Below are 18415 nucleotides of genomic sequence, written 5' to 3' on the forward strand. Positions count from 1 at the left end.
GCCCCGCGCGGCCAACGCCTCAGTGCCGGGCTCAGTGCCGACTCAGTGCCGGTTCTGCACCGCCGGGTCGGTGAACCCGACGGCGAACACGGTGCGCAGCGAGGCCGTCGTGCTCCCGGCGTAGTTCTTGCAGACGCCGGAGTCGTCGGCGCCGACGGCGAAGTGCTTGTCGCCCTTGGCCCGGCAGATGCCCTCCGTCAGGCCCCACAGCTCATTGACCTGGTCGGCCCCCAGCTTGGGCCAGTAGCTGAGCGCCTGGGGCGAGCCGGCGGCCCAGTTGCCGCCCCAGGCGGTCTCGCTGCCGCAGCCGGTGACCGGGCGGGTGTCGCCGGTCCAGGTGTGCGAGAGCACGGCCGGCTTGGTGCCGCACCCCTTGGAGAACGCGAAGTTGACCACCCCCTGCGCGTCCGTCCAGGTCATGCCGCCCTGGAGGCCCCGGTAGCCGGGGGTGGTGAAGGCGTCCTGGACGACGGTGCGGTCCGCGGAGGTGGCGAGCAGGCCGGGGTCGGTGGCCGAGCCCGCCGGGTTGAGCCGGTAGCGGACCACGCGGGAGCCGTAGGTGTCGCCGTACCACTCGCCGGTGACCAGCTTGAAGGTGGAGCCGCCGCCGGTCTTGTCCAGGGCGAGCCAGGAGAAGCAGAGCGAGGCCGGGTCGATCGGCGCGTCGGCGGCGCAGCTCGGCGCCCGCCTCGCCTGGAAGTAGCGGTGCGTCTCGGGCAGCACGTACGGGTAGCCGCAGGCGCTGGACTTCCCGCCGTTCATGCCGACGGTGGCGACGCCGGAGCCGTAGGTGTCGACCTTGGCGAGCTTGTTGAGGTCGAAGACCCGGATGCCGTTGGCGGTGTCGGTGACGTACAGGTAGTTGGCGTACCAGGCGATGCCGCCGCCGTGGCCGGTGACGAACGAGAAGTCGGCGGCCGAGCCGGAGGTGCTGGTGGGCTCGGTCAGCAGGACGTGCCGGTACTTCTGGGTGGTCCGGTCGATCAGGGTGAGCTTGAGCAGGTTGTTCGTCTTGCAGCCGGTGGTGACCGGGTCGTCGTCGTACGTCGTGTAGTGCCAGGCGACCGCGGTGACGCTGCGGCCCTGGATCGCGCCGTCGCCGCCGTCGGCCGTGCCGGTGGTGCTGAGGCCCTGCGGGAACCAGTGCTGGGTGGTGTCGTCGCCGTGGGCGCTGGACCAGCACCAGGCGGTCTTCTTCTCGACGTCGGCGGGCGGCAGGCCGGCGGGCGGCAGGCCGGCCGGCTCCAGGCCGGTGCAGGGGCGCATCTGCCGGAGGTTGAGCCAATCGTCCGTCTGGCCCGCGGAGTTGACGGTGTAGTCGGTGGTGACGACGTCCGTCAGGTCGGCGTGCTTGGTGAGGTACCGGTTGTAGAGGTTGGCGGTGGCCGCCGTGTAGTCGGTGTCGGTCAGCCGGAACTGGTCCGCACCGGGGGTGAGCGACCGGACCACGGGCGCGTCGACGGCGGCCGCGGGGCCCGTCGCCGGTCCGGCCAGCACGGCGGTGCAGGCGGCGGCCAGGGCGGCGAGGGCCGCCTTCCACCGTAAGGCGCGGGCTCGTGCCATGGGGGTTCTCCTTGCGCGTGATCGGCTACAGCGGGCAGATGATCGCACGGGTGCGCGCTGGCAGGTACACATCGCACCCAACCTGCACAGCACCCCCGAAACTCCGGCCCGAGCAGCTCCGGCCCGAGCAGCTCCGGCCCGAGGCCGCGTCAATCCGACGAGACCGGATGCCCTTTCGGGCAGCGGCGCCGGCCGGAAGGGGCACCCGCCTCCACCGGCTCGACGGACCGTCACGCCGGCCGACGGACCGCCACCCCACCCCGGCGGGAGGAGGGTTGACACCGCAAGTTGGTCTAGTCCACCGTAGGGGCACACCCGTTTGACGAGGCCGGAACCGCTGTCGGCACTCCTTGTCGGACGAGCAATCCACCCTCCCCTCACTCCCCACCAGGGCCTCCGGGCCCCGCTCGGCCATGCCCCGCGGCCCCGTCCCCTGCGTCCGGGCGGCCCGGGCACCCCGGCCACCGACCGACCCGACGTCCCGACCCGACCTTGGAGTGACGTGATGCCGAAGCCCGACGGATACCTGTACCGAGCCGCTTCGGAGCGCCCCTACTTCAGCCACGACGGCGAGTCCTACCTCGCCGCCACCGCGCTGAGGGACCTCGACAAGCAGCGCCCGCTGCGCGTGCTGTCCGAGGAGCAGTTCGCCTTCTGGCGGACCTACGGCTATGTCGTCGTGCCGGCGGCGATCTCCGCCGACGCCGCCCGCGCGCTGCTCGACTTCGCCTGGGAGTTCCAGGGCCTCGACCCCGATCGGCCCGAAACCTGGTACGAGGAGCGGGAGTTCCGGGACGAGCTGGACCGGCACCTGCACATCTACGGCTTCGTCGAGGCCTACCAGCACCAGCTCCTCTGGGACAGCCGGCAGGCCCGCCGGGTCTACGACGCCTTCGTCGACGTCTGGGACTGCGAGGAGCTCTGGGTCACCCTCGACCGGCTCAACCTCAACCCGCCGAACGTGAAGAACCGTGACCGCGCGCTGATCGAGCCCACCGACGAGGGCTTCGACATCGAGCTGCACTGGGACGTCGACTCCACCGCCGGGATGCTGCCGCAGCGCGTCCAGGGGATCATCGCGCTCAACGACACCGAGCCGGACCACGGCGGCTTCCAGTGCAACCCCGAGCTGTTCCGCCGGTTCAACAGCTGGCAGGCCGCCCAGCCGGCCGACCGCGACCCCATCCGCCCGGCCGTCGACCGCGCCGAGTTCCCGGTCGTGCGGCCGGAGTTGAAGGCCGGCGACCTGCTGATCTGGAACGGCATGCTGGCCCACGGCGTGGCCGCCAACACCTCGGCGAGCGGCGTGCGCTCCGTCCAGTACCTGTCGATGATGCCCGCGCTGGAGGAGCACACGGCGCTCCGCGAGTCGCGCGTGCACTCCTGGCGCCACCTCTCCACCCCGACCTGGAACGGCACCCTGGTCGGCGACCACCGCGAGCACGAGTCGCTGCGCTACGGCCCGGCCGAACTCACCGGCCTCGGCGCCCGACTGCTCGGCCTGGAGTCCTGGCACCCGACCGGCGACAGCACGGACACCGCCACCAACTCCCCCGCCCGGGACGGCGGGGCATGACCGCGGACCTCGCCACGCACGGCGTCTGCCTCGCCCTGCCCACCAACCGGCCCTGTGCCCCGGCCATCGCCGACGTCGGCGCCGAAGCCGCCTGGGCCGCCCGGGAGTTCGGCGTCCAGGTGCACCTGCTGATCCTCGACTCGGCGGACGCCGCGACCCGCGAGGAGCACGCCAAGGCCGTCGCCGACCTGCCCGCCGCCCCCGGCGTCCTCGTCCACCACCTCGACGAGGAGCAGCAACGCGCCTTCCTGCGCACGGTGATCGACCGCGCCCACGCCGACGCCCCGGCCACGGCGGCCGACCGGCTCCTCGACCTGCTGCTGCCGGACGCCGTGTCCTACGGCGCCTGCACCAACCGGGCGTTCCTGCTCGCCGCCGCGCTCGGCTGCTCCTCCCTGCACCGCCGCGACTCCGACAGCACCTACCAACTGCTGGACGGCGAACCGGTGTTCCCGATCCACCACGAGCTGCGGTCGATCGGCCGGCGCGCCGCCGACGCCGCGTCCGGCGTCACCCACCACGCCCTCGACCCGGCCCACGCGCAGAAGCCGGTCGCCCTGGTCGGCAGCTCCTTCATCGGCGAACTCTCCGTCGACCTCGGGGAGATCCGCGCGCTGGACCCGGCGGTCTACGAGGAGGTCGTGGGCCTCTGGGCGCCCACCGGCCACACCGCCGAACAGCGCCGCGAACTCGTCGCGGACTCCTTCGTCGGCGCCGGCACCAACCCGTTCACCCACGACCGCGCGGTGCTCGACCTGCCCGACATCTGGCGGATCGACATGTGCAACATCGCGCTGGACCGCGAGGTGTACGAGCGGGTGCCGCTGCCGCCGGCCACCGACACCATCGGCAGCGACTACTTCCTGCACCACCTGGTGCTCAACGCCGCACTGCCCGGGGTCACCCACAACCGCGACATCGTCAACCACTACACCTCCGAGCGGCGCAGCGACGCCGGGTTCCCGGCCTACCAGCTGCGGTTCACCAAGTTCCTGCTGTCGATGCTGTACCTCCACCCGGTGTACGCCGCGCTGGAGGCGGCCGGCGGGGCGCTGCTCGACGAGGACCACCACCTCCGCCCCGAGCTGGTCGCCGGGTTCGCCCGCGCCGCGGCCGGTACGGACCGGGCGGAGAACCGCCGCCGACTGGACGTCCTCGACCGGGCCTACCGCCGACTCGGCGGCCGTTACACGGAGTTCGCCGATCGCCTGCTGCCGCTGCGGGAGCGGCTGCTGGACGAGGCGCAGGCCGACATCGAGGCCTTCGCGCTGCTCGTCGATGCCTGGGGCCCGCTGGTCCGCGCCGCCCGCACCACCGCCCCTCCGACGGCCGCTCCCGCCGCCAGCCGCTCCGAGAGACCCGCCCGGCCCGCCGTCGGGAGACCCGACCATGCCTGACCACGGACGCCTGCGCGCCGCCCTGGCCGCCGCCGAGGACGACCGGATCATCTACGACCTCGACGGCATCGAGGCCCAGTACGACGCCCTGCTGCGCGAACTGCCGGGCATCGAAGTCCGGTTCGCGATGAAGGCCTGCCCGGTGGACGAGGTGCTCGACTGCCTGGCCGCCCGGGGCGCCGGCTTCGACGCGGCCGGCCCGCAGGAGATCGCCCAGGCGCTGCGCACCGGCGTACCGGTCGAGCGGATCCACTACGGCAACACCGTCAAGTCCGACCGCCAGATCGCCGAGGCGTACCGGCTCGGCGTGCGCGACTTCGCCACCGACAGCCTGGCCGACGTCGCCGCGCTCGCCGAACACGCCCCGGGCGCCCGGGTGTTCTGCCGCCTCGCGACCACCGGCGAGGGCGCGCTCTGGGGCCTGAGCCGCAAGTTCGGCTGCTCGCCCGAGGACGCCGTCCGGGTGCTCGAAGCGACGCGGGACGCCGGGCTCGTCCCGGCCGGCCTCTCGGTGCACGTCGGCTCCCAGCAACTCACCTCCGAGGCCTGGCAGCACGCCCTGGAGACGCTCGCCTCGGTGATCGAGGAGGCCAACCGGCGCGGCATCCTGCTGGACCACGTCAACCTCGGCGGCGGCCTGCCCGCGCTCGGCGTCCTCGACCGGCGCGGGGAGCCGCTCCACCCGCCGGTCGACAAGATGTTCGCGGTGATCCGGGAGGGCATGCAGCGCCTGGGCGAACTCTCCGCCGCGCCGCTCGGCTTCCTCCTGGAGCCGGGCCGCCACCTGGTCGCCGACCACGGCGCGATCCGCGCCCACATCGCCCGACTGACGGACCGTCAACAGCTCGACGGTGAACGGACGCACTGGCTCTACCTGAGCTGCGGCAAGTTCAACGGCCTGTACGAGATGGACGAGCTGCGCTACCGGCTGGAGTTCCCCACCCACCCCGACGCGGTGACCGTGCCCGCCGTGGTCGCCGGGCCCAGCTGCGACAGCGACGACGCCTTCGCCGACGAGGGCGCCGGTGTGCCCGTCCCCCGGGACGCCGCCTCGGGCGACCCGGTCTGGATCCTCTCCTGCGGCGCCTACGCCGCCGCCTACACCACGCGGGGGTTCAACGGCTTCCCGCCGCTCCCCTACAGCTGCGTCCGGGCGGACCGTCCGTCCGGCGGACCTGGCCCCGAGGGAGAGCCGCAGTAGATGTCCGCGTACCCCACCATCACGGCCCACTCCGCCCTTATCGACGACGACCTCCTCGTCCGCCCCCTCACCGAGCACGACTGGGCCGAGGTGGTCCCCCTGGAGGCCCGCGCCTACACCGAGAGCGGCCTCTCCGAGGGCGGCGAGGCGCTGCGCTCGCGCCACCGGGCCGCGCCCGACTGCTGCTACGCGGTGGAACACAAGGGCGAGTTCGGCGGCTACCTGCTCGCCCTGCCCTACCCGCTCGGCCACTGCCCCGACCTCAGCCGGGCCGAGAACCGGGCCGAGAACCCGGCCGAGAACCGGGCCGAGAACCCGACCGGCCGCGCGTCCACCAACCTGCACGCCCACGACCTGGTCGTCACCGAGCGGCTGCGCGGCCGAGGCCTGGCCCCGCGGCTGCTGACCTTCCTCGCCGACACCGCCCGCGCCCGCGGCTACGCCACCATCTCCCTGGTCGCCGTCCGCGGCAGCGAGGTCCTGTGGGCCCCGCTCGGCTACCGCCCCCACCCCGAGGTGCGGCTGCCCGCGAGCTACGGCAAGCAGGCCGTCTACATGGCGATGCCCCTGCACCCCTGACGCCCTTCCCCCCTTCCTCCCCACCCACGAACCCCCCACCAACGAATCGGGCTGATGCACATGCTCCGCGTGCGCGACGACTTCCTGCGAGCGCACCTGGCCATCGCAGCGCTGTTCTGCTTCCTCGGCTTCCAGTACGCGACCTGGGTCTCCCGCCTGCCCGCCCTCAAGACCCGGTTCGAGCTGAGCGACGGCCGGATCGGCCTGCTGCTGATGGCGTCCGGCATCGGAGCCGCCGCCTCCTTCCCGCTCGTCGCCACGATGATGAAGCGGTACGGCTCGCGCACCCTCGCCACGGTCTCCGCGCTCGTCCTCGGCCTCGTCCTGGCCGGCTTCACCCTCGCCCCGAACTTCCCCGTGCTGCTGCTGGTGGCCGCGCTCGACGGCGTCGCGGTCGGCTTCCTGAACGTCGCGATGAACGCCCAGGGCACCGCGCTGGAGGTCCGCTTCGGGCGCACCGCGATGTCCAGGCTGCACGCCACCTTCAGTGCCGGCCTGGGTCTGGCCGCCCTGCTCGCCTCCGGCGTGAACGTCGTCACCACCGCGCTGTCCGCGCACTTCGCGATCGCCTCCGGCGTCCTCGCGCTGCTGCTCCTCCTCGCCCAGACCGGCATGCTGGCGGACGAGCCGGAGGCCGCCGCCAGCACGGAGCCCGCCGGGGCCGGCCGCCCGAAGCGCCGCGGCATCCCGCTCCCCTCCCGGATCACCGTCTGGATGGGCCTCGCGATGGTCTTCGGCACCATCACCGAGGGCGCCATGAACGACTGGTCCGCCCTCTACCTGAAGAACGTCGCCCACGCCTCGCCCCAGCTGGCCCCGATGGGCATCGCCGTCATCTCGGTGATGATGGTGCTCGCCCGGCTGTTCGCCGACGGCTGGCGCACCCGCTTCGGCGACGGCCGGATCGTCCGCGTCGGCAGCACGGTGGCCGGGCTCGGCCTGGCGCTCGCCCTGCTGGTCGGCGGTGTCGTCCCGGCCCTGATCGGCTTCGCCTGCGTCGGCCTGGGCGTCGCCGCCGTCACCCCGTGCGTCTACGTCGCCGCCGCCCGGCAGGGCTCCGACGCGCTCGCGCTGGTCGCCGCCACCGGCACCACCGGCCTGCTCGCCGGCCCGGCCGTGATCGGCTTCGTCGCCAGCGCCACCGGCCTGGTCTGGGGCATGGGCGTGGTCGCGGCCTCGGCGCTGGTCGTCGCGCTCTGCGCCACCCGGATCGCCTGGCCCGCCCTCGCACCCGCAGCGGCACCCGCACCCGCCGACGCCGTCCTCCACGAGGCCTGAGCGACCCGCCCCGGCCTCTGACACCGGGGCCGGGGCCGGGCCGGGGCCGGTGAAAACCCTTCGCCCACCCGCCGCCCCGCGAACTACGCTCGCCGGATGACCACCCGCACCTTCCGCATCACCGTCCGCGGCGCCTTCGACGGCCTCACCCCCGAGCAGCACGCCGAGTTGCAGTCCCGGGCGGCCGAGCACGACATCCTCTTCGCCGCCTTCACCCCCGAGGGCCACCTCAGCTACGACCTGAACGCCCGCGCGGTCTTCACCTTCCGCTACCAGGACACCGGCGAGGCGGAGGAGGACATCCTCGACGCCACCGAGCGCGCCGAGCAGTCCGCGCGCGGCTGGCTCGACGCACGCGGCTACGGCTACAAGAACCTCCGTTCCCAGGCCGAGGACCTCTCCCAGGCCCCGCTCGGCAAGCGACAGCGCCGAGCGGCCGCGCGCGAGCTCTGAACCCGCCGGACGCGACACCACCGCGGCGGTGTCCGGATCGTTCAAGACCACCGCCGCGGGGCCGCCTACGGTCGAGCCATGACCCGCACCGCACGCCTCACCGACACCCGGCTCGACGGCGCCGCCGCGTTCCTCTGGACCTCCGGCCGCGTCCTCGAACAACGGCGCTTCGCCCACCTGTTCGGCGGCGAGAGCGACCCCGTCGGCGTCCTCGCCGCACTCGACGCCCACCGCTCCACCGACGGCGGCTACGCCTACGGCCTCGAACCGGATGTGCGCGGGCCCGCCGCCCAGCCCATCGCCATGCCGACCGCGCTGCTCGTCCTGGAGGAGGCCGGGGCACTGGACGAGGCCCGCGCCCGGAGCGTCTGCGACTGGCTGGCGGCGGTCGCCGCACCCGACGGCGGCGTGCCCGTCGTCCTGCCGAGCCTGCGGCCCTACCCGCACCCGCCGTTCGTACCGGTACCCGAAGAGGGCGAACCGCCCATCGGCGCACTGCTGTCCACCGGCCAGATCGTCGCCCCGCTGCTCCGCCGAGGCATCGTCCACCCGTGGCTCACCGCCGCCACCGCCTTCTGCCGCACCGCCGTCGAGAACCTCCGCGAGACCCACCCGTACGAGGCGGGCGCCGCGATCCGCTTCCTCGACGCCGCCCCGGACACCGCCTGGGCTCGACGGGAAGCGGCCCGGCTGGGCGAACTCGTCCGCGAGCAGCGGATCGTGCTGCTCGACCCGGACCGGCCCGAGGAGGCCCGACTCTCCCCCGGCTACGCACCGGGCGAGTACCACCTGCCGCACGACTACGCCCGCCGACCGGACAGCCTGGCGCGCGCCTGGTTCACCGACGCCGAACTCGCCCGCGGCCTCGACCACCTCGCCACCGAGCAGCAGCCGGACGGCGGCTGGCCGATCCACTGGGCACGCTGGTCCGCGTCCACCGAGTCCGAGGCCCGCCCCGGCGTCACCCTCCAGGCGCTGCTCACCCTCCGCGCCTACGACGCCCCCGGGGGCGTCTGACCGGGCCCCGCGGCCGCCCGGCCCAGCAGAACCGTCAGCGACACCCCGACACCGGCGCACCTCCCTCGTGAGGTGCGCCTGGTCGGCGTACCCGACCCACGCCGCCACCTCCGCCGGCCCACACACCCCGGCGCGCCGCTCCCCGCCCCACTCCCCTCCCCGCTCCACAAGCCCCTCCGCGCGCCGCCCCGCACGCCGCCCCGCCACCGCCGCAGGCCCATTGGTATGTACCACCGTCCGATGATCCGGACCGACCGTCACCACTTCGGCGCCCCCGCCGCCGGGCCGGGGGGTCACGCGGGGGCGTCGCCCGGGCGGCGCGCGGGGAGCCCGGGCAGCTCGCCGGGCCGGCTCGGCCGGCGTGCGCCGCAAGTCGGACGAAAGGTCGGCACACGGCCTCCTTGGCAGGCCATCACCAACATGTCATTGTCAATCATCACGTCAGATCCTTCACTCCAAAGGGGAGTTGTCACGATCGACGGTAGATGCCGAGTCGTCATGCGCTCCCACGAAACCCTGGTCAGCACCACTTCCACGTCTGGTCATCCACGCCCCCCACCATCCCCCCACCCCAGCCGACCGACCACCAGCGGAGAACTCCATGCCGGACCTCGATCTCAACCTGCTCGTCGCCCTGGACGCCCTGCTGGAGGAGGGCAGCGTGACAGGTGCCGCCGAGCGGCTGCACACCTCGGCCCCGGCGATGAGCCGCACGCTCGGGCGGCTGCGCCGGGTGCTCGGCGATCCGCTGCTGGTCCGGGCCGGCCGCGGGCTGGTCCCCACACCGCGCGCGGTGGAACTGCGGGCGGAGGTCCGGGCGCTGGTCAGCCGGGGCCAGGCACTCCTGGTGCCGCGCGCCGCCGCCGAACCCGCCGAACTCAACCGCCGGTTCACCCTGCAGACCGGTGACGTCCTGCTGACCACCATCGGCGCGACCCTGGTGGAGACGGTCCGCGCCCAGGCGCCGGCCGTGACCCTGCGCTTCCTCGGCGACCACCTGGAGGGCACCAGTGCGATGCGCGACGGTGTGATCGACCTGGAGGTCGGGGTGACGGAGCACCTCGACCCCGAGACCCGCACCGAACCGCTCACCACCACCGGCCTGGTGGGGATCGCCCGCACCGGGCACCCGCTGACCAACGGCACGCCGCCCACCGCCGAGCAGTTCGCCGCCGCCGACCACCTCGCGGTCTCCCGCCACGGCCGCGGCCCGGGCCCGGTCGACCAGCGGCTCGCCGATCTCGGCCTCTCCCGGCGGGTGGTGGCCAGCGTGCCGAGCTACCCGGCGGCCCTCTTCCTGCTGCGCGACAGCGAGTTGGTCGGCCTGGCTCCGGCCCGGCTCGGCACGCCGGCGGCCGAGGCGCTCGGCCTGAGCACCTTCCCCCTGCCGGTGAACCTGCCCGAGGTGGTGCTGAGCATGGCCTGGCACCCGCGCAACGACCAGGACGCGGGCCACCGCTGGCTGCGCGAGCTGGTCCGCGGTGTCGTCACCGCCCGCGCCGGCAAGCCCGCCCTACCGGCCCGGCGCCAGGCCGAACCGCTTCCCGCCGCCAACCACCCCGCCCTCAGCGCCCATTGACGCCAAGGGTCCGTCTTCAAGCCCCCGCGCACCCCGACACAACACGGGCCGCCGGAGCACACGCCCCGGCGGCCCGAAGCACCGTTACGCCGTGCGGCGCAGCAGCGCCAGGTACATCGCGTCCGTCCCGTGCAGGTGGGGCCAGAGCTGGACGTCGGGACCGTCGCCGAGGGACGGGACGCCGGGCAGCAGCGGCCGCGCGTCGATCCACTCGACGCGCCCGCCCTCCGTCCGCAGCACGTCGTCCACCACCGCGCGGGTCTCCGCGAGGTGCGGCGAACAGGTCGCGTAGCCGACCACGCCGCCGACCCGGGTGGCCTCGACGGCCGAGCGCAGCAGGTCCCGCTGGAGCGGCCCGAAGGCGGCGACGTCCTCGGGCCGGCGGCGCCAGCGGGCCTCCGGCCGGCGGCGCAGGGCGCCGAGCCCGGAGCAGGGCACGTCGACGAGCACCCGGTCGAAGCCGCCGGACTTCCAGGCCGGCCGGGTGCCGTCGGCGGCGATCACGGTGTACGGGCCGGGGTTGCCCGCCAGGGCGCGGGCGACCAGCCGGGCCCGGTGCGGCTGCTTCTCGCTGGCGACCAGCGCCGCGCCGCGCTCCGCGGCGAGCGCGGCGAGCAGCGCGGCCTTGCCGCCGGGGCCGGCGCAGCCGTCGAGCCAGAGCCGGTCGGGGCCGTCCAGCGGCGCGGCGGCGAGGGCGAGGGCGACCAGCTGGCTGCCCTCGTCCTGGACGCCGGCCCGGTTCTCCTGCACCGCCGCGACGGAGCCCGGGTCGCCGCCTTCGGCGAGCCGCAGCGCGAACGGGGACCAGCGGCCCGGTTCGGCCTCCGGCAGGGCCTCGGCCAGCTCCTCGACGGTGGCCCGGCCGGGGCGGGCGATCAGGGTGACCTCGGGGCGCCCGTTGTCGGCGCGGAGCAGTTCCTCGACGGCGGCGCGGCCGGCGGCCTCGGGCTGCCAGCGGCCGAGCGAGTCCCAGAGCGCGGCGACCACCCAGCGCGGGTGGGAGTGCACGACGGCGAGGTGGTCCTCGGCGTCCTTCTCGTACGGCGGGGCGACCCGCTCGATCCACGCGTCCAGGTCGTGGGCGCTGATCCGGCGCAGCACGGCGTTGACGAACTTGGCCTTGCCGTCGCCGAGCACGACCCGGGCGAGTTCGACGGTGGCCGAGACGGCGGCGTGGCTGGGGATGCGGGTGGTGAGCAACTGGTGGGCGCCGAGCGAGAGGACGTCGAGGACCGGCGGGTCGACCTTGCTGAGCGGGCGGTCGATGCAGGCGGCGATGACCGCGTCGTAGGTGCCCTGGAGCCGGAGGGTGCCGTAGACCAGCTCGGTGGCGAGCGCGGCGTCGCGCCGGTCCATGCCCTTCTGCTCGGCCTCGCGGAGCAGCGAGGGCAGGATGAGGTTGGCGTAGGCGTCGCGCTCGTCGACGGCCCGCAGGGCGCGGAAGGCGACGATCCGGGCGGGGTCCTTCTTCGGGCGCCGGTGCGGCCTCGGCGCGCGCTTCCCGCCGGGACCGCCAGGGCCACCGGAACTGCCGGAACGACCGTGGGTACTGCTGGGCGTGCTCATGGGATGTGCCTCAAAGTGCTGCGGGGGCTATTTCTGGATCTCTCGAACAGTAACGCGAAACGCGACGCGACTCAGCTCGCGCCCGAGCCCTCACCGGCGCGCTCGCCCAGGCGCTCGCCGGACTCGATGCGCGCGCCGCGCGCCCAGTCCGCCGCCCGCATGGCCTTCTTGCCCTGCGGCCGCACCTCGCCCAGCTCGACCTCGTGGCTGCCGGTGCCGACCCGCACGCTGTTCTTGCCGACGGCCAGCTCGCCCGGCGCGAGCCCGGCGGAGTCCGGCAGCAGGGCGACCGGTCCGGTGATCTTGAGCCGCTCACCGCGGAACTCGGTCCAGGCGCCGGGGGCGGGCGCGCAGCCGCGCACCACCCGGTCGACCCGCAGGGCGGGCGCGGTCCAGTCGATCCGGGCGTCCTCGACGCTGATCTTCGGGGCGAGGGTGATGCCCTCGGCGGGCTGCGGGACGGCGTGCAGGCTGCCGTCGGCGATGCCGTCCATGGTGGCGGCGAGCAGCCGGGCGCCGGAGTGGGCGAGCCGGTCGAGCAGGTCCCCGCTGGTGTCGGCGGGGCGGACCTCCTCGGTGATCACGCCGTAGACCGGGCCGGAGTCGAGGCCCTGCTCGATCAGGAAGGTGGACGCGCCGGTGACCTCGTCGCCGGCCATCACCGCGTGCTGGACGGGAGCGGCACCGCGCCAGGCGGGGAGCAGCGAGAAGTGCAGGTTGACCCAGCCGTGCTTCGGGATCTCCAGGGTGCCGGGGCGCAGCAGCGCGCCGTAGGCGACGACCGGGCAGCAGTCGGGGGCGAGCTCGGTGAGCCGGGCGACGAAGTCGGGGTCGCTCGGCTTCGCCGGCTTGAGGACCTCGATCCCGGCCTCCTCGGCGCGCTGGGCGACGGGGCTGGCGACGAGCTTGCGACCGCGGCCGGAGGGGGCGTCGGGGCGGGTGACCACCGCGACGACCTCGTGCCGGTCGGAGGCGAGCAGGGCGTCCAGGGCGGGAACGGCGACCTCGGGGGTGCCGGCGAACACGAGGCGCATCAAGTGCCTTTCTGCAGTGCGGAGTTGACGTAAGTTCGGAGTTGACGCAGGACGGCGTCGACGTCGGCCGGCGGGCCGCTCAGCGCGCCGCGCCGAAGGTGCTGTGCGGGGAGACCTTGACCACCGGCGCGGGGCCCGAACCCCAGTCCGATTCCCGTATCGCCCTGAGCGCGGCCTTCCGCTGCCCGGTGTCGAGGCGGTCGATGAAGATGATTCCGTCGAGGTGGTCGGTCTCGTGCTGGATGCAGCGGGCGAGCAGTTGGGTGCCCTCGACGGTGACCGGGTCGCCGTACATGTTGAAGCCCCGGGCGACCACGCCGTACGCGCGCCGGGTGTCGTAGCGCAGGCCCGGCAGCGACAGACAGCCCTCGGGGCCCTCCTGCTCCTCCTCGCTGAGCGACAGGTCCGGGTTGATCAGGTGCCCGGTGACGCCGTCCACGTGATAGGTGAACACCCGTAGGGAGACGCCGAGTTGGGGTGCGGCCAGACCGGCGCCGGGGGCGTCGAGCATGGTGTCCGTGAGGTCCGCGACGAGGGTGCGGAGCTCCTTGTCGAAGGTGGTGACGGGCTGGGCGGTGGCGCGCAGGACGGGGTCTCCGAAGATGCGGATCGGCTGGATCGCCACGGGTGCGGGCTCCTGTCCGTCGGGGTGCGGGCTGCTGGCAACGAGCGGTCCGGGCGGCGGGCGCGCGGCCGTCGGCAAGTCTATGCAATCCGCTCGCACGGGGTTCTGGCATATCCCGGTCACCCCGCCTGCGTGACCCCGGCGGCCGTCCGGCGTTGGTCAAGGGGGATTGACCGGGGCCGGAGCGCGCGGCAAGGGCGTTCCGGTCGAGCCGAACCGTACGGAAGGTGGCACGTAGGCCATGGCCGAGCAGATCAATCACGACGCCCGGGCGCGGGCGAGCCTGCACCTGCTGGTGCGGGACATCGAGCGGGTGAGGCGCCAGGTCGACGCGCTGCGGACACTCACCGCCCAGTTGGGCAACGTCTACCGGCCGCGTCGCCCGAGCACCTCGGCGGGCTTCGTGGTGTACGGGCGGGCTCCCGCGCCGACGGTGCGGCTGGCGCAGGAGCTGCGCGAGAGCGTCGAGACGCTGGTGGCGGCGGCGGTCGAGTTCGACCGCGCGCTGGGCTTCTCCTGGGACTCGGTGGGCTCGGCCCTCGGGGTGACCAAGCAGGCGGTGCACCGCCGGTACGGGATGCGCCGGCCGACCAGCGAGCTGCTGGCGGCGGGCGGCGCGGTGCCGAACCCGACCCGCCCGGACCGCTCCGAGGAGCTCCCGGGCCACCCCGGGGCCCACCCGACGGCCCACCCGGCGGCGCTCCCCGCCGCCCACACGCCGTCGCACCCCGCCGCGGCCCACACGCCGTCCCACACGCCGGAGCGCGACCGCTCCCCCGCGCCGACCGGCCTGGCCACGACCGTCCCGGCCGCCCGCCAGGGCGGCCTGGACCACACCGCCCTGGACCGCACCGCCCTGGACCGCACCGCCCTGGACCGCGGCACCCTCGACCGCTCCGGCGTCCCGCTGCGCAGCTGACACACCACCCGGACGCCGGGTGAGGGCCGCGGGTACGAGCACCGCGCCCCTCACCGGCCGTCCGGCCCCGCCTGACCCGCCGCACCGCACCCGCCGGACCAGAACCCGCCGGACCCGCGCTCAGCCGATGTCCGTCGGATCGATCCGCACCTTCACCGCCTCCGGCGTCCGCAACGCGATCCGCGCGATCTGCGCCGCCTTCAGCGCCGCCGCCAGCGCCGCCCCCTGCCCGGGCGGCACCCGCAGCAGCGCGCGCTCCTGCTCCTCCCCGCGCAGCGCCGCCACCGGCACCGGCCCCAGCACGTCCGCGTCCTGCGGCAGCCGGACCAGGTTCAGCAGGTCCGCCACCGCCGCCGGGCTGCCGGTCACCGAGGCCATCCGGGCGACCGGCGGGAAGTGCAGCTGGGCCCGCTCGTCGAGCTCCAGCCCGGCGTGCCCGAGCGGGTCCCAGCGCACCAGCGCCTGCACCGGCCGCGCGGTCGGCTCGGCGACCACCACCACCGTCCCGCCCTCGCCGGCCGACCGGACCAGCGCGGCGGCGGCCAGCCAGAGCCGCAGCGCCTCCTCCCCGGACCGCAGGTCAGGGCGGCTCAGCAGCGCCCAGCCGTCCAGCAGCAGCGCCGCCGCGTACCCGCCGCCGCCGTCGACGACCGGCTCGGCGCCGGGCGTGGAGATCACCAGCGCGGGCTCGTCCGGCACGGTGGCCAGCACCGCGTCCCGTCCGGAGGTGCGGACCGTCACCCGGGGGAACGCCTTGCCGAGCTCCTCGGCCGTCCGCCGGTCCCCCACCACCTGCGCCCGCAGCCGGAACGAGCCGCACTCCGGACAGTGCCAGTCCCGCTCGTCCTCCCCGCACCACCCGCAGTGCAGCGGCGCGTCCGCACCGGCCGCCTCCAGCGGGCCCTCGCAGCGCCGGCAGCGCGCGGGCGTGCGGCAGCGCCCGCAGGCCAGCCGGGGCACATAGCCGCGCCGGGGCACCTGGATGAGCACCGGCCCGCCGGCCGCCAGGCCCTCCCGGGCCGCCTCCCAGGCGATCGAGGGCAGCCGGGCGGCCTGCGCGGCGGCGTCCCGGTGCTGGTCCTGGTCGGTGACGGTGCGCACCCGCGGCGCCGTCCGGCGGACCGTCTCCCGGTCGGCGGTCAGCGCCCGCGCCCACCCGGTGCGCACCAGCTGGGCGCCCTCCACGGTGACCACGTGCCCGCCGACCAGCACGGCCGCGCCCTCCTCCGCCGCACGCAGCAGGGCGACCTCGCGGACATGCGGGTGCGGGGCGCGCGGGTCGCTGTGGCTGGAGTCGCCGTCGGACCAGACGACCAGCAGTCCGAGGTCGTGCACGGGCGCGAACATCGCCGCCCGGGTGCCGACGGCCGCGCGCACCGAACCCCGGCTGACCGTGAGCCACCGCCGGTAGCGCTCGCGCGGGCCGAGGTCGGCGGCCAGGACGGCGTGCCGGCCCTCGCCGAGCAGTTCGGTCAGCGCCCGGTCGACCCGGGCCACCGAGCGGCCGTCCGGCACGACGACCAGCGCGCCGCGCCCGCTCGCCAGGGTGGCCGCGACAGCGCGGGCGATCTCGTACGGCCAGCCGGGGCCGGGCAGCGCCGTCCAGACGGCGCGCGGCGCCCCGCCGGCGGCCAGCGAGCCCAGGAACTCCGGCCCGGCCGGGTAGCGGGACCAGCCGCCGGGCGCGGGCGCGTCCGGGCGCGGCAGCGGTGGCGGCGAGTCCTCGGCCTCCGCCTTGGCGTGCCGGGGCGGGACGGCGAGCTGCAGGACGTCGGCGAGGGTGCCCGCGTACCGGTCGGCGACGGTGCGGCAGAGCCGGAGCAGCTGCGGGGTGAGCACCGGTTCGGGCGAGAGCACCTGCGCGAGCGGGGCGAGCGGCCCGGCGAAGTCGCTCTTCTCCAGCCGGGCGACGATGAAACCGTCGTGCAGTTCCCCCCCCTCGCGCTGGCCCTTGACCACGCGCGCTCCGAAACGCACCCGCACCCGCACCCCGGGCTGCGCCTCCTCCGCCATGGCGGCGGGCACCTCGTAGTCGAAGAACTTGTCGATGGTGAGCACGCCCTTGTCGACGACCACCCGGGCGACCGGCAGGTGCTCGGCCCGCTTGGCCCCGTGCCAGGTGCGCGGCTTGGCCCGGCGGACCGTCTCCCGGATGAACGCCAACTGCTCCGGCGCCCCGCCCTCGTCACTCCCCTGCGTGCTACTCATCGCCCCTAGTACATCAAACCCCACCGACAGAAACCGCAGGCGGGGGGCACCCCCCCGGGGGGGGGCGCCGCCCGCCTGCGGCGAATCAATTCCGGGTGCGCCGGGGCGTCAGGCCTCGACGGCCTTCTTCAGCTGCTCGACGCGGTCGGTCCGCTCCCAGGTGAAGTCCGGCAGCTCACGGCCGAAGTGGCCGTACGCGGCGGTCTGCGAGTAGATCGGGCGCAGCAGGTCCAGGTCGCGGATGATCGCGGCCGGACGCAGGTCGAAGACCTCGGTGACGGCCTTCTGGATGGTGAGGACCGGGACGGTCTCGGTGCCGAAGGTCTCCACGAACAGGCCGACCGGCTCGGCCTTGCCGATCGCGTACGCGACCTGCACCTCGGCGCGGCGGGCGAGGCCGGCGGCGACGATGTTCTTCGCCACCCAGCGCATCGCGTACGCGGCCGAGCGGTCCACCTTGGACGGGTCCTTGCCGGAGAAGGCGCCGCCGCCGTGGCGGGCCATGCCGCCGTAGGTGTCGATGATGATCTTGCGGCCGGTGAGGCCGGCGTCGCCCATCGGGCCGCCGATCTCGAAGCGGCCGGTCGGGTTGACCAGCAGCCGGTAGTCCTCGGTGACGAGCTTGATGCCCTGCTCGGCCAGCGCCTTCAGCTCCGGCTCCACGACGAACTCGCGGATGTCCGGGGTGAGCAGCGACTCCAGGTCGATGTCGCTGGCGTGCTGGGTGGAGACGACCACGGTGTCGAGGCGGACGGCCTTGTCGCCGTCGTACTCGATGGTGACCTGGGTCTTGCCGTCGGGGCGCAGGTAGGGGATGGTGCCGTTCTTGCGGACCTCGGTGAGGCGGCGCGAGAGCCGGTGGGCCAGCGTGATCGGCAGCGGCATGAGCTCGGGCGTCTCGTCGGACGCGTAGCCGAACATCAGGCCCTGGTCGCCGGCGCCCTGCCGGTCCAGGTCGTCTGTGTCGTCCCCCTGGGCGGACCCCTCGACCCGAGCCTCGTACGCGGTGTCGACGCCCTGGGCGATGTCCGGCGACTGGGCGCCGATCGAGACGGAAACGCCGCAGGAGGCGCCGTCGAAGCCCTTCTTGGAGCTGTCGTAACCGATCTCCAGGATCTTGTCCCGGACGAGCTGCGCGATCGGCGCGTACGCCTTGGTGGTCACCTCGCCGGCCACGTGCACCTGGCCGGTGGTGATGAGCGTCTCCACCGCGACCCGGGAGGTCGGGTCCTCGCGGAGGAGAGCGTCAAGGATCGTGTCGCTGATCTGGTCAGCGATCTTGTCGGGGTGGCCCTCGGTGACGGACTCCGAGGTGAACAGGCGGCGAGACACAGCGCTCCCTGGGGTTGCAGCGGCTGCTGACTGAAAGGCCCCGGTCGGAACCGGGGACTTCCGGAAAGACTTGATTCCTGGAGTCTAA

At 74.6% G+C, this 18415-nt stretch carries 14 protein-coding genes and 1 pseudogene; 9 read left to right on the top strand and 6 right to left on the bottom strand.

All coding sequences use genetic code 11. From position 1 onward, the window contains the following. Positions 1-42: 42 nt before the first annotated feature. A complete protein-coding gene (locus ACFP3U_RS09210; protein WP_380224810.1) occupies positions 43-1563 on the bottom strand; it encodes a hypothetical protein in 1521 nt (506 codons plus the stop codon). Positions 1564-2068: 505 nt separating this feature from the next. On the opposite strand from ACFP3U_RS09210, the gene ACFP3U_RS09215 reads away from it, so the two are divergent. The 8 genes from ACFP3U_RS09215 to ACFP3U_RS09250 all read left to right on the top strand — a co-directional run bounded on the left by ACFP3U_RS09215 (position 2069) and on the right by ACFP3U_RS09250 (position 10643). After that, the gene (locus ACFP3U_RS09215; RefSeq protein ID WP_380224811.1) at positions 2069-3139 is read left to right on the top strand and encodes a phytanoyl-CoA dioxygenase family protein; all 1071 of its coding nucleotides are present in this window, start codon (positions 2069-2071) and stop codon (positions 3137-3139) included. Beyond that, positions 3136-4536: a DUF6271 family protein gene (locus tag ACFP3U_RS09220; protein ID WP_380224812.1), complete on the top strand. Its 1401-nt coding sequence runs from the start codon at positions 3136-3138 to the stop codon at positions 4534-4536. Before ACFP3U_RS09215 ends, ACFP3U_RS09220 begins: the two co-directional genes overlap by 4 nt. Continuing rightward, a complete protein-coding gene (locus ACFP3U_RS09225; protein ID WP_380224813.1) occupies positions 4529-5737 on the top strand; it encodes a type III PLP-dependent enzyme in 1209 nt (402 codons plus the stop codon). The genes ACFP3U_RS09220 and ACFP3U_RS09225 overlap by 8 nt, the downstream gene beginning before the upstream one ends. Then, entirely contained in the window at positions 5738-6316 is a 579-nt protein-coding gene (locus ACFP3U_RS09230) for a GNAT family N-acetyltransferase (RefSeq protein ID WP_380224814.1), read from the top strand. It abuts the gene before it with no gap. A 60-nt stretch (positions 6317-6376) separates the two neighbouring features. After that, complete coding sequence (locus ACFP3U_RS09235; RefSeq protein WP_380224905.1) at positions 6377-7594, top strand: MFS transporter; 1218 nt, start codon at positions 6377-6379, stop codon at positions 7592-7594. A 96-nt stretch (positions 7595-7690) separates the two neighbouring features. Continuing rightward, positions 7691-8047 (top strand): DUF6204 family protein, encoded by a 357-nt coding sequence (locus tag ACFP3U_RS09240; RefSeq protein ID WP_380224815.1) that lies wholly within the window; start codon positions 7691-7693, stop codon positions 8045-8047. Between the two features lie 78 nt (positions 8048-8125). Beyond that, a complete protein-coding gene (locus tag ACFP3U_RS09245) occupies positions 8126-9064 on the top strand; it encodes a hypothetical protein (protein ID WP_380224816.1) in 939 nt (312 codons plus the stop codon). 601 nt (positions 9065-9665) lie between these two features. Next, on the top strand, positions 9666-10643 hold the full coding sequence (locus ACFP3U_RS09250) for a LysR family transcriptional regulator (RefSeq protein ID WP_380224817.1): 978 nt from the start codon (positions 9666-9668) through the stop codon (positions 10641-10643). An 84-nt stretch (positions 10644-10727) separates the two neighbouring features. Here ACFP3U_RS09250 and ACFP3U_RS09255 read toward each other — a convergent pair whose 3' ends face one another. From ACFP3U_RS09255 to def, 3 genes are all read right to left on the bottom strand, one after another. Continuing rightward, entirely contained in the window at positions 10728-12209 is a 1482-nt protein-coding gene (locus tag ACFP3U_RS09255) for an RsmB/NOP family class I SAM-dependent RNA methyltransferase (RefSeq protein WP_380224818.1), read from the bottom strand. 71 nt (positions 12210-12280) lie between these two features. Then, positions 12281-13243 carry a methionyl-tRNA formyltransferase gene (gene fmt / locus ACFP3U_RS09260; protein WP_380224820.1) on the bottom strand — a complete coding sequence of 321 codons (963 nt, stop codon included), beginning with the start codon at positions 13241-13243 and terminating at the stop codon, positions 12281-12283. Positions 13244-13322: 79 nt separating this feature from the next. Next, positions 13323-13868 (bottom strand): peptide deformylase, encoded by a 546-nt coding sequence (gene def, locus ACFP3U_RS09265; RefSeq protein ID WP_380224821.1) that lies wholly within the window; start codon positions 13866-13868, stop codon positions 13323-13325. 241 nt (positions 13869-14109) lie between these two features. Here def and ACFP3U_RS09270 point away from each other — a divergent pair. Continuing rightward, positions 14110-14455 (top strand): annotated as a pseudogene (locus ACFP3U_RS09270) (hypothetical protein); the annotation flags it as partial. 452 nt (positions 14456-14907) lie between these two features. Here ACFP3U_RS09270 and ACFP3U_RS09275 read toward each other — a convergent pair. After that, positions 14908-16995 (bottom strand): primosomal protein N', encoded by a 2088-nt coding sequence (locus ACFP3U_RS09275; RefSeq protein ID WP_380224822.1) that lies wholly within the window; start codon positions 16993-16995, stop codon positions 14908-14910. Between the two features lie 108 nt (positions 16996-17103). Continuing rightward, on the bottom strand, positions 17104-18327 hold the full coding sequence (metK, locus tag ACFP3U_RS09280; protein WP_380224823.1) for a methionine adenosyltransferase: 1224 nt from the start codon (positions 18325-18327) through the stop codon (positions 17104-17106). Between the last annotated feature and the right edge of the window lie 88 nt (positions 18328-18415).

Origin of the sequence: Kitasatospora misakiensis (assembly GCF_042656005.1) — a bacterium.
Classification (GTDB): domain Bacteria; phylum Actinomycetota; class Actinomycetes; order Streptomycetales; family Streptomycetaceae; genus Kitasatospora; species Kitasatospora misakiensis.

Excerpts from the sequence above, each read along its gene's own strand:
- ACFP3U_RS09235 (WP_380224905.1), top strand. The coding sequence starts at position 6,377 with ATGCTCCGCGTGCGCGACGACTTCCTGCGAGCGCACCTGGCCATCGCA.
- ACFP3U_RS09250 (WP_380224817.1), top strand. The coding sequence starts at position 9,666 with ATGCCGGACCTCGATCTCAACCTGCTCGTCGCCCTGGACGCCCTGCTG.
- ACFP3U_RS09220 (WP_380224812.1), top strand. The coding sequence starts at position 3,136 with ATGACCGCGGACCTCGCCACGCACGGCGTCTGCCTCGCCCTGCCCACC.
- ACFP3U_RS09230 (WP_380224814.1), top strand. The coding sequence starts at position 5,738 with ATGTCCGCGTACCCCACCATCACGGCCCACTCCGCCCTTATCGACGAC.
- ACFP3U_RS09275 (WP_380224822.1), bottom strand. The coding sequence starts at position 16,995 with ATGAGTAGCACGCAGGGGAGTGACGAGGGCGGGGCGCCGGAGCAGTTG.
- ACFP3U_RS09240 (WP_380224815.1), top strand. The coding sequence starts at position 7,691 with ATGACCACCCGCACCTTCCGCATCACCGTCCGCGGCGCCTTCGACGGC.
- ACFP3U_RS09215 (WP_380224811.1), top strand. The coding sequence starts at position 2,069 with ATGCCGAAGCCCGACGGATACCTGTACCGAGCCGCTTCGGAGCGCCCC.
- ACFP3U_RS09245 (WP_380224816.1), top strand. The coding sequence starts at position 8,126 with ATGACCCGCACCGCACGCCTCACCGACACCCGGCTCGACGGCGCCGCC.
- fmt (WP_380224820.1), bottom strand. The coding sequence starts at position 13,243 with ATGCGCCTCGTGTTCGCCGGCACCCCCGAGGTCGCCGTTCCCGCCCTG.
- ACFP3U_RS09225 (WP_380224813.1), top strand. The coding sequence starts at position 4,529 with ATGCCTGACCACGGACGCCTGCGCGCCGCCCTGGCCGCCGCCGAGGAC.
- ACFP3U_RS09255 (WP_380224818.1), bottom strand. The coding sequence starts at position 12,209 with ATGAGCACGCCCAGCAGTACCCACGGTCGTTCCGGCAGTTCCGGTGGC.
- ACFP3U_RS09210 (WP_380224810.1), bottom strand. The coding sequence starts at position 1,563 with ATGGCACGAGCCCGCGCCTTACGGTGGAAGGCGGCCCTCGCCGCCCTG.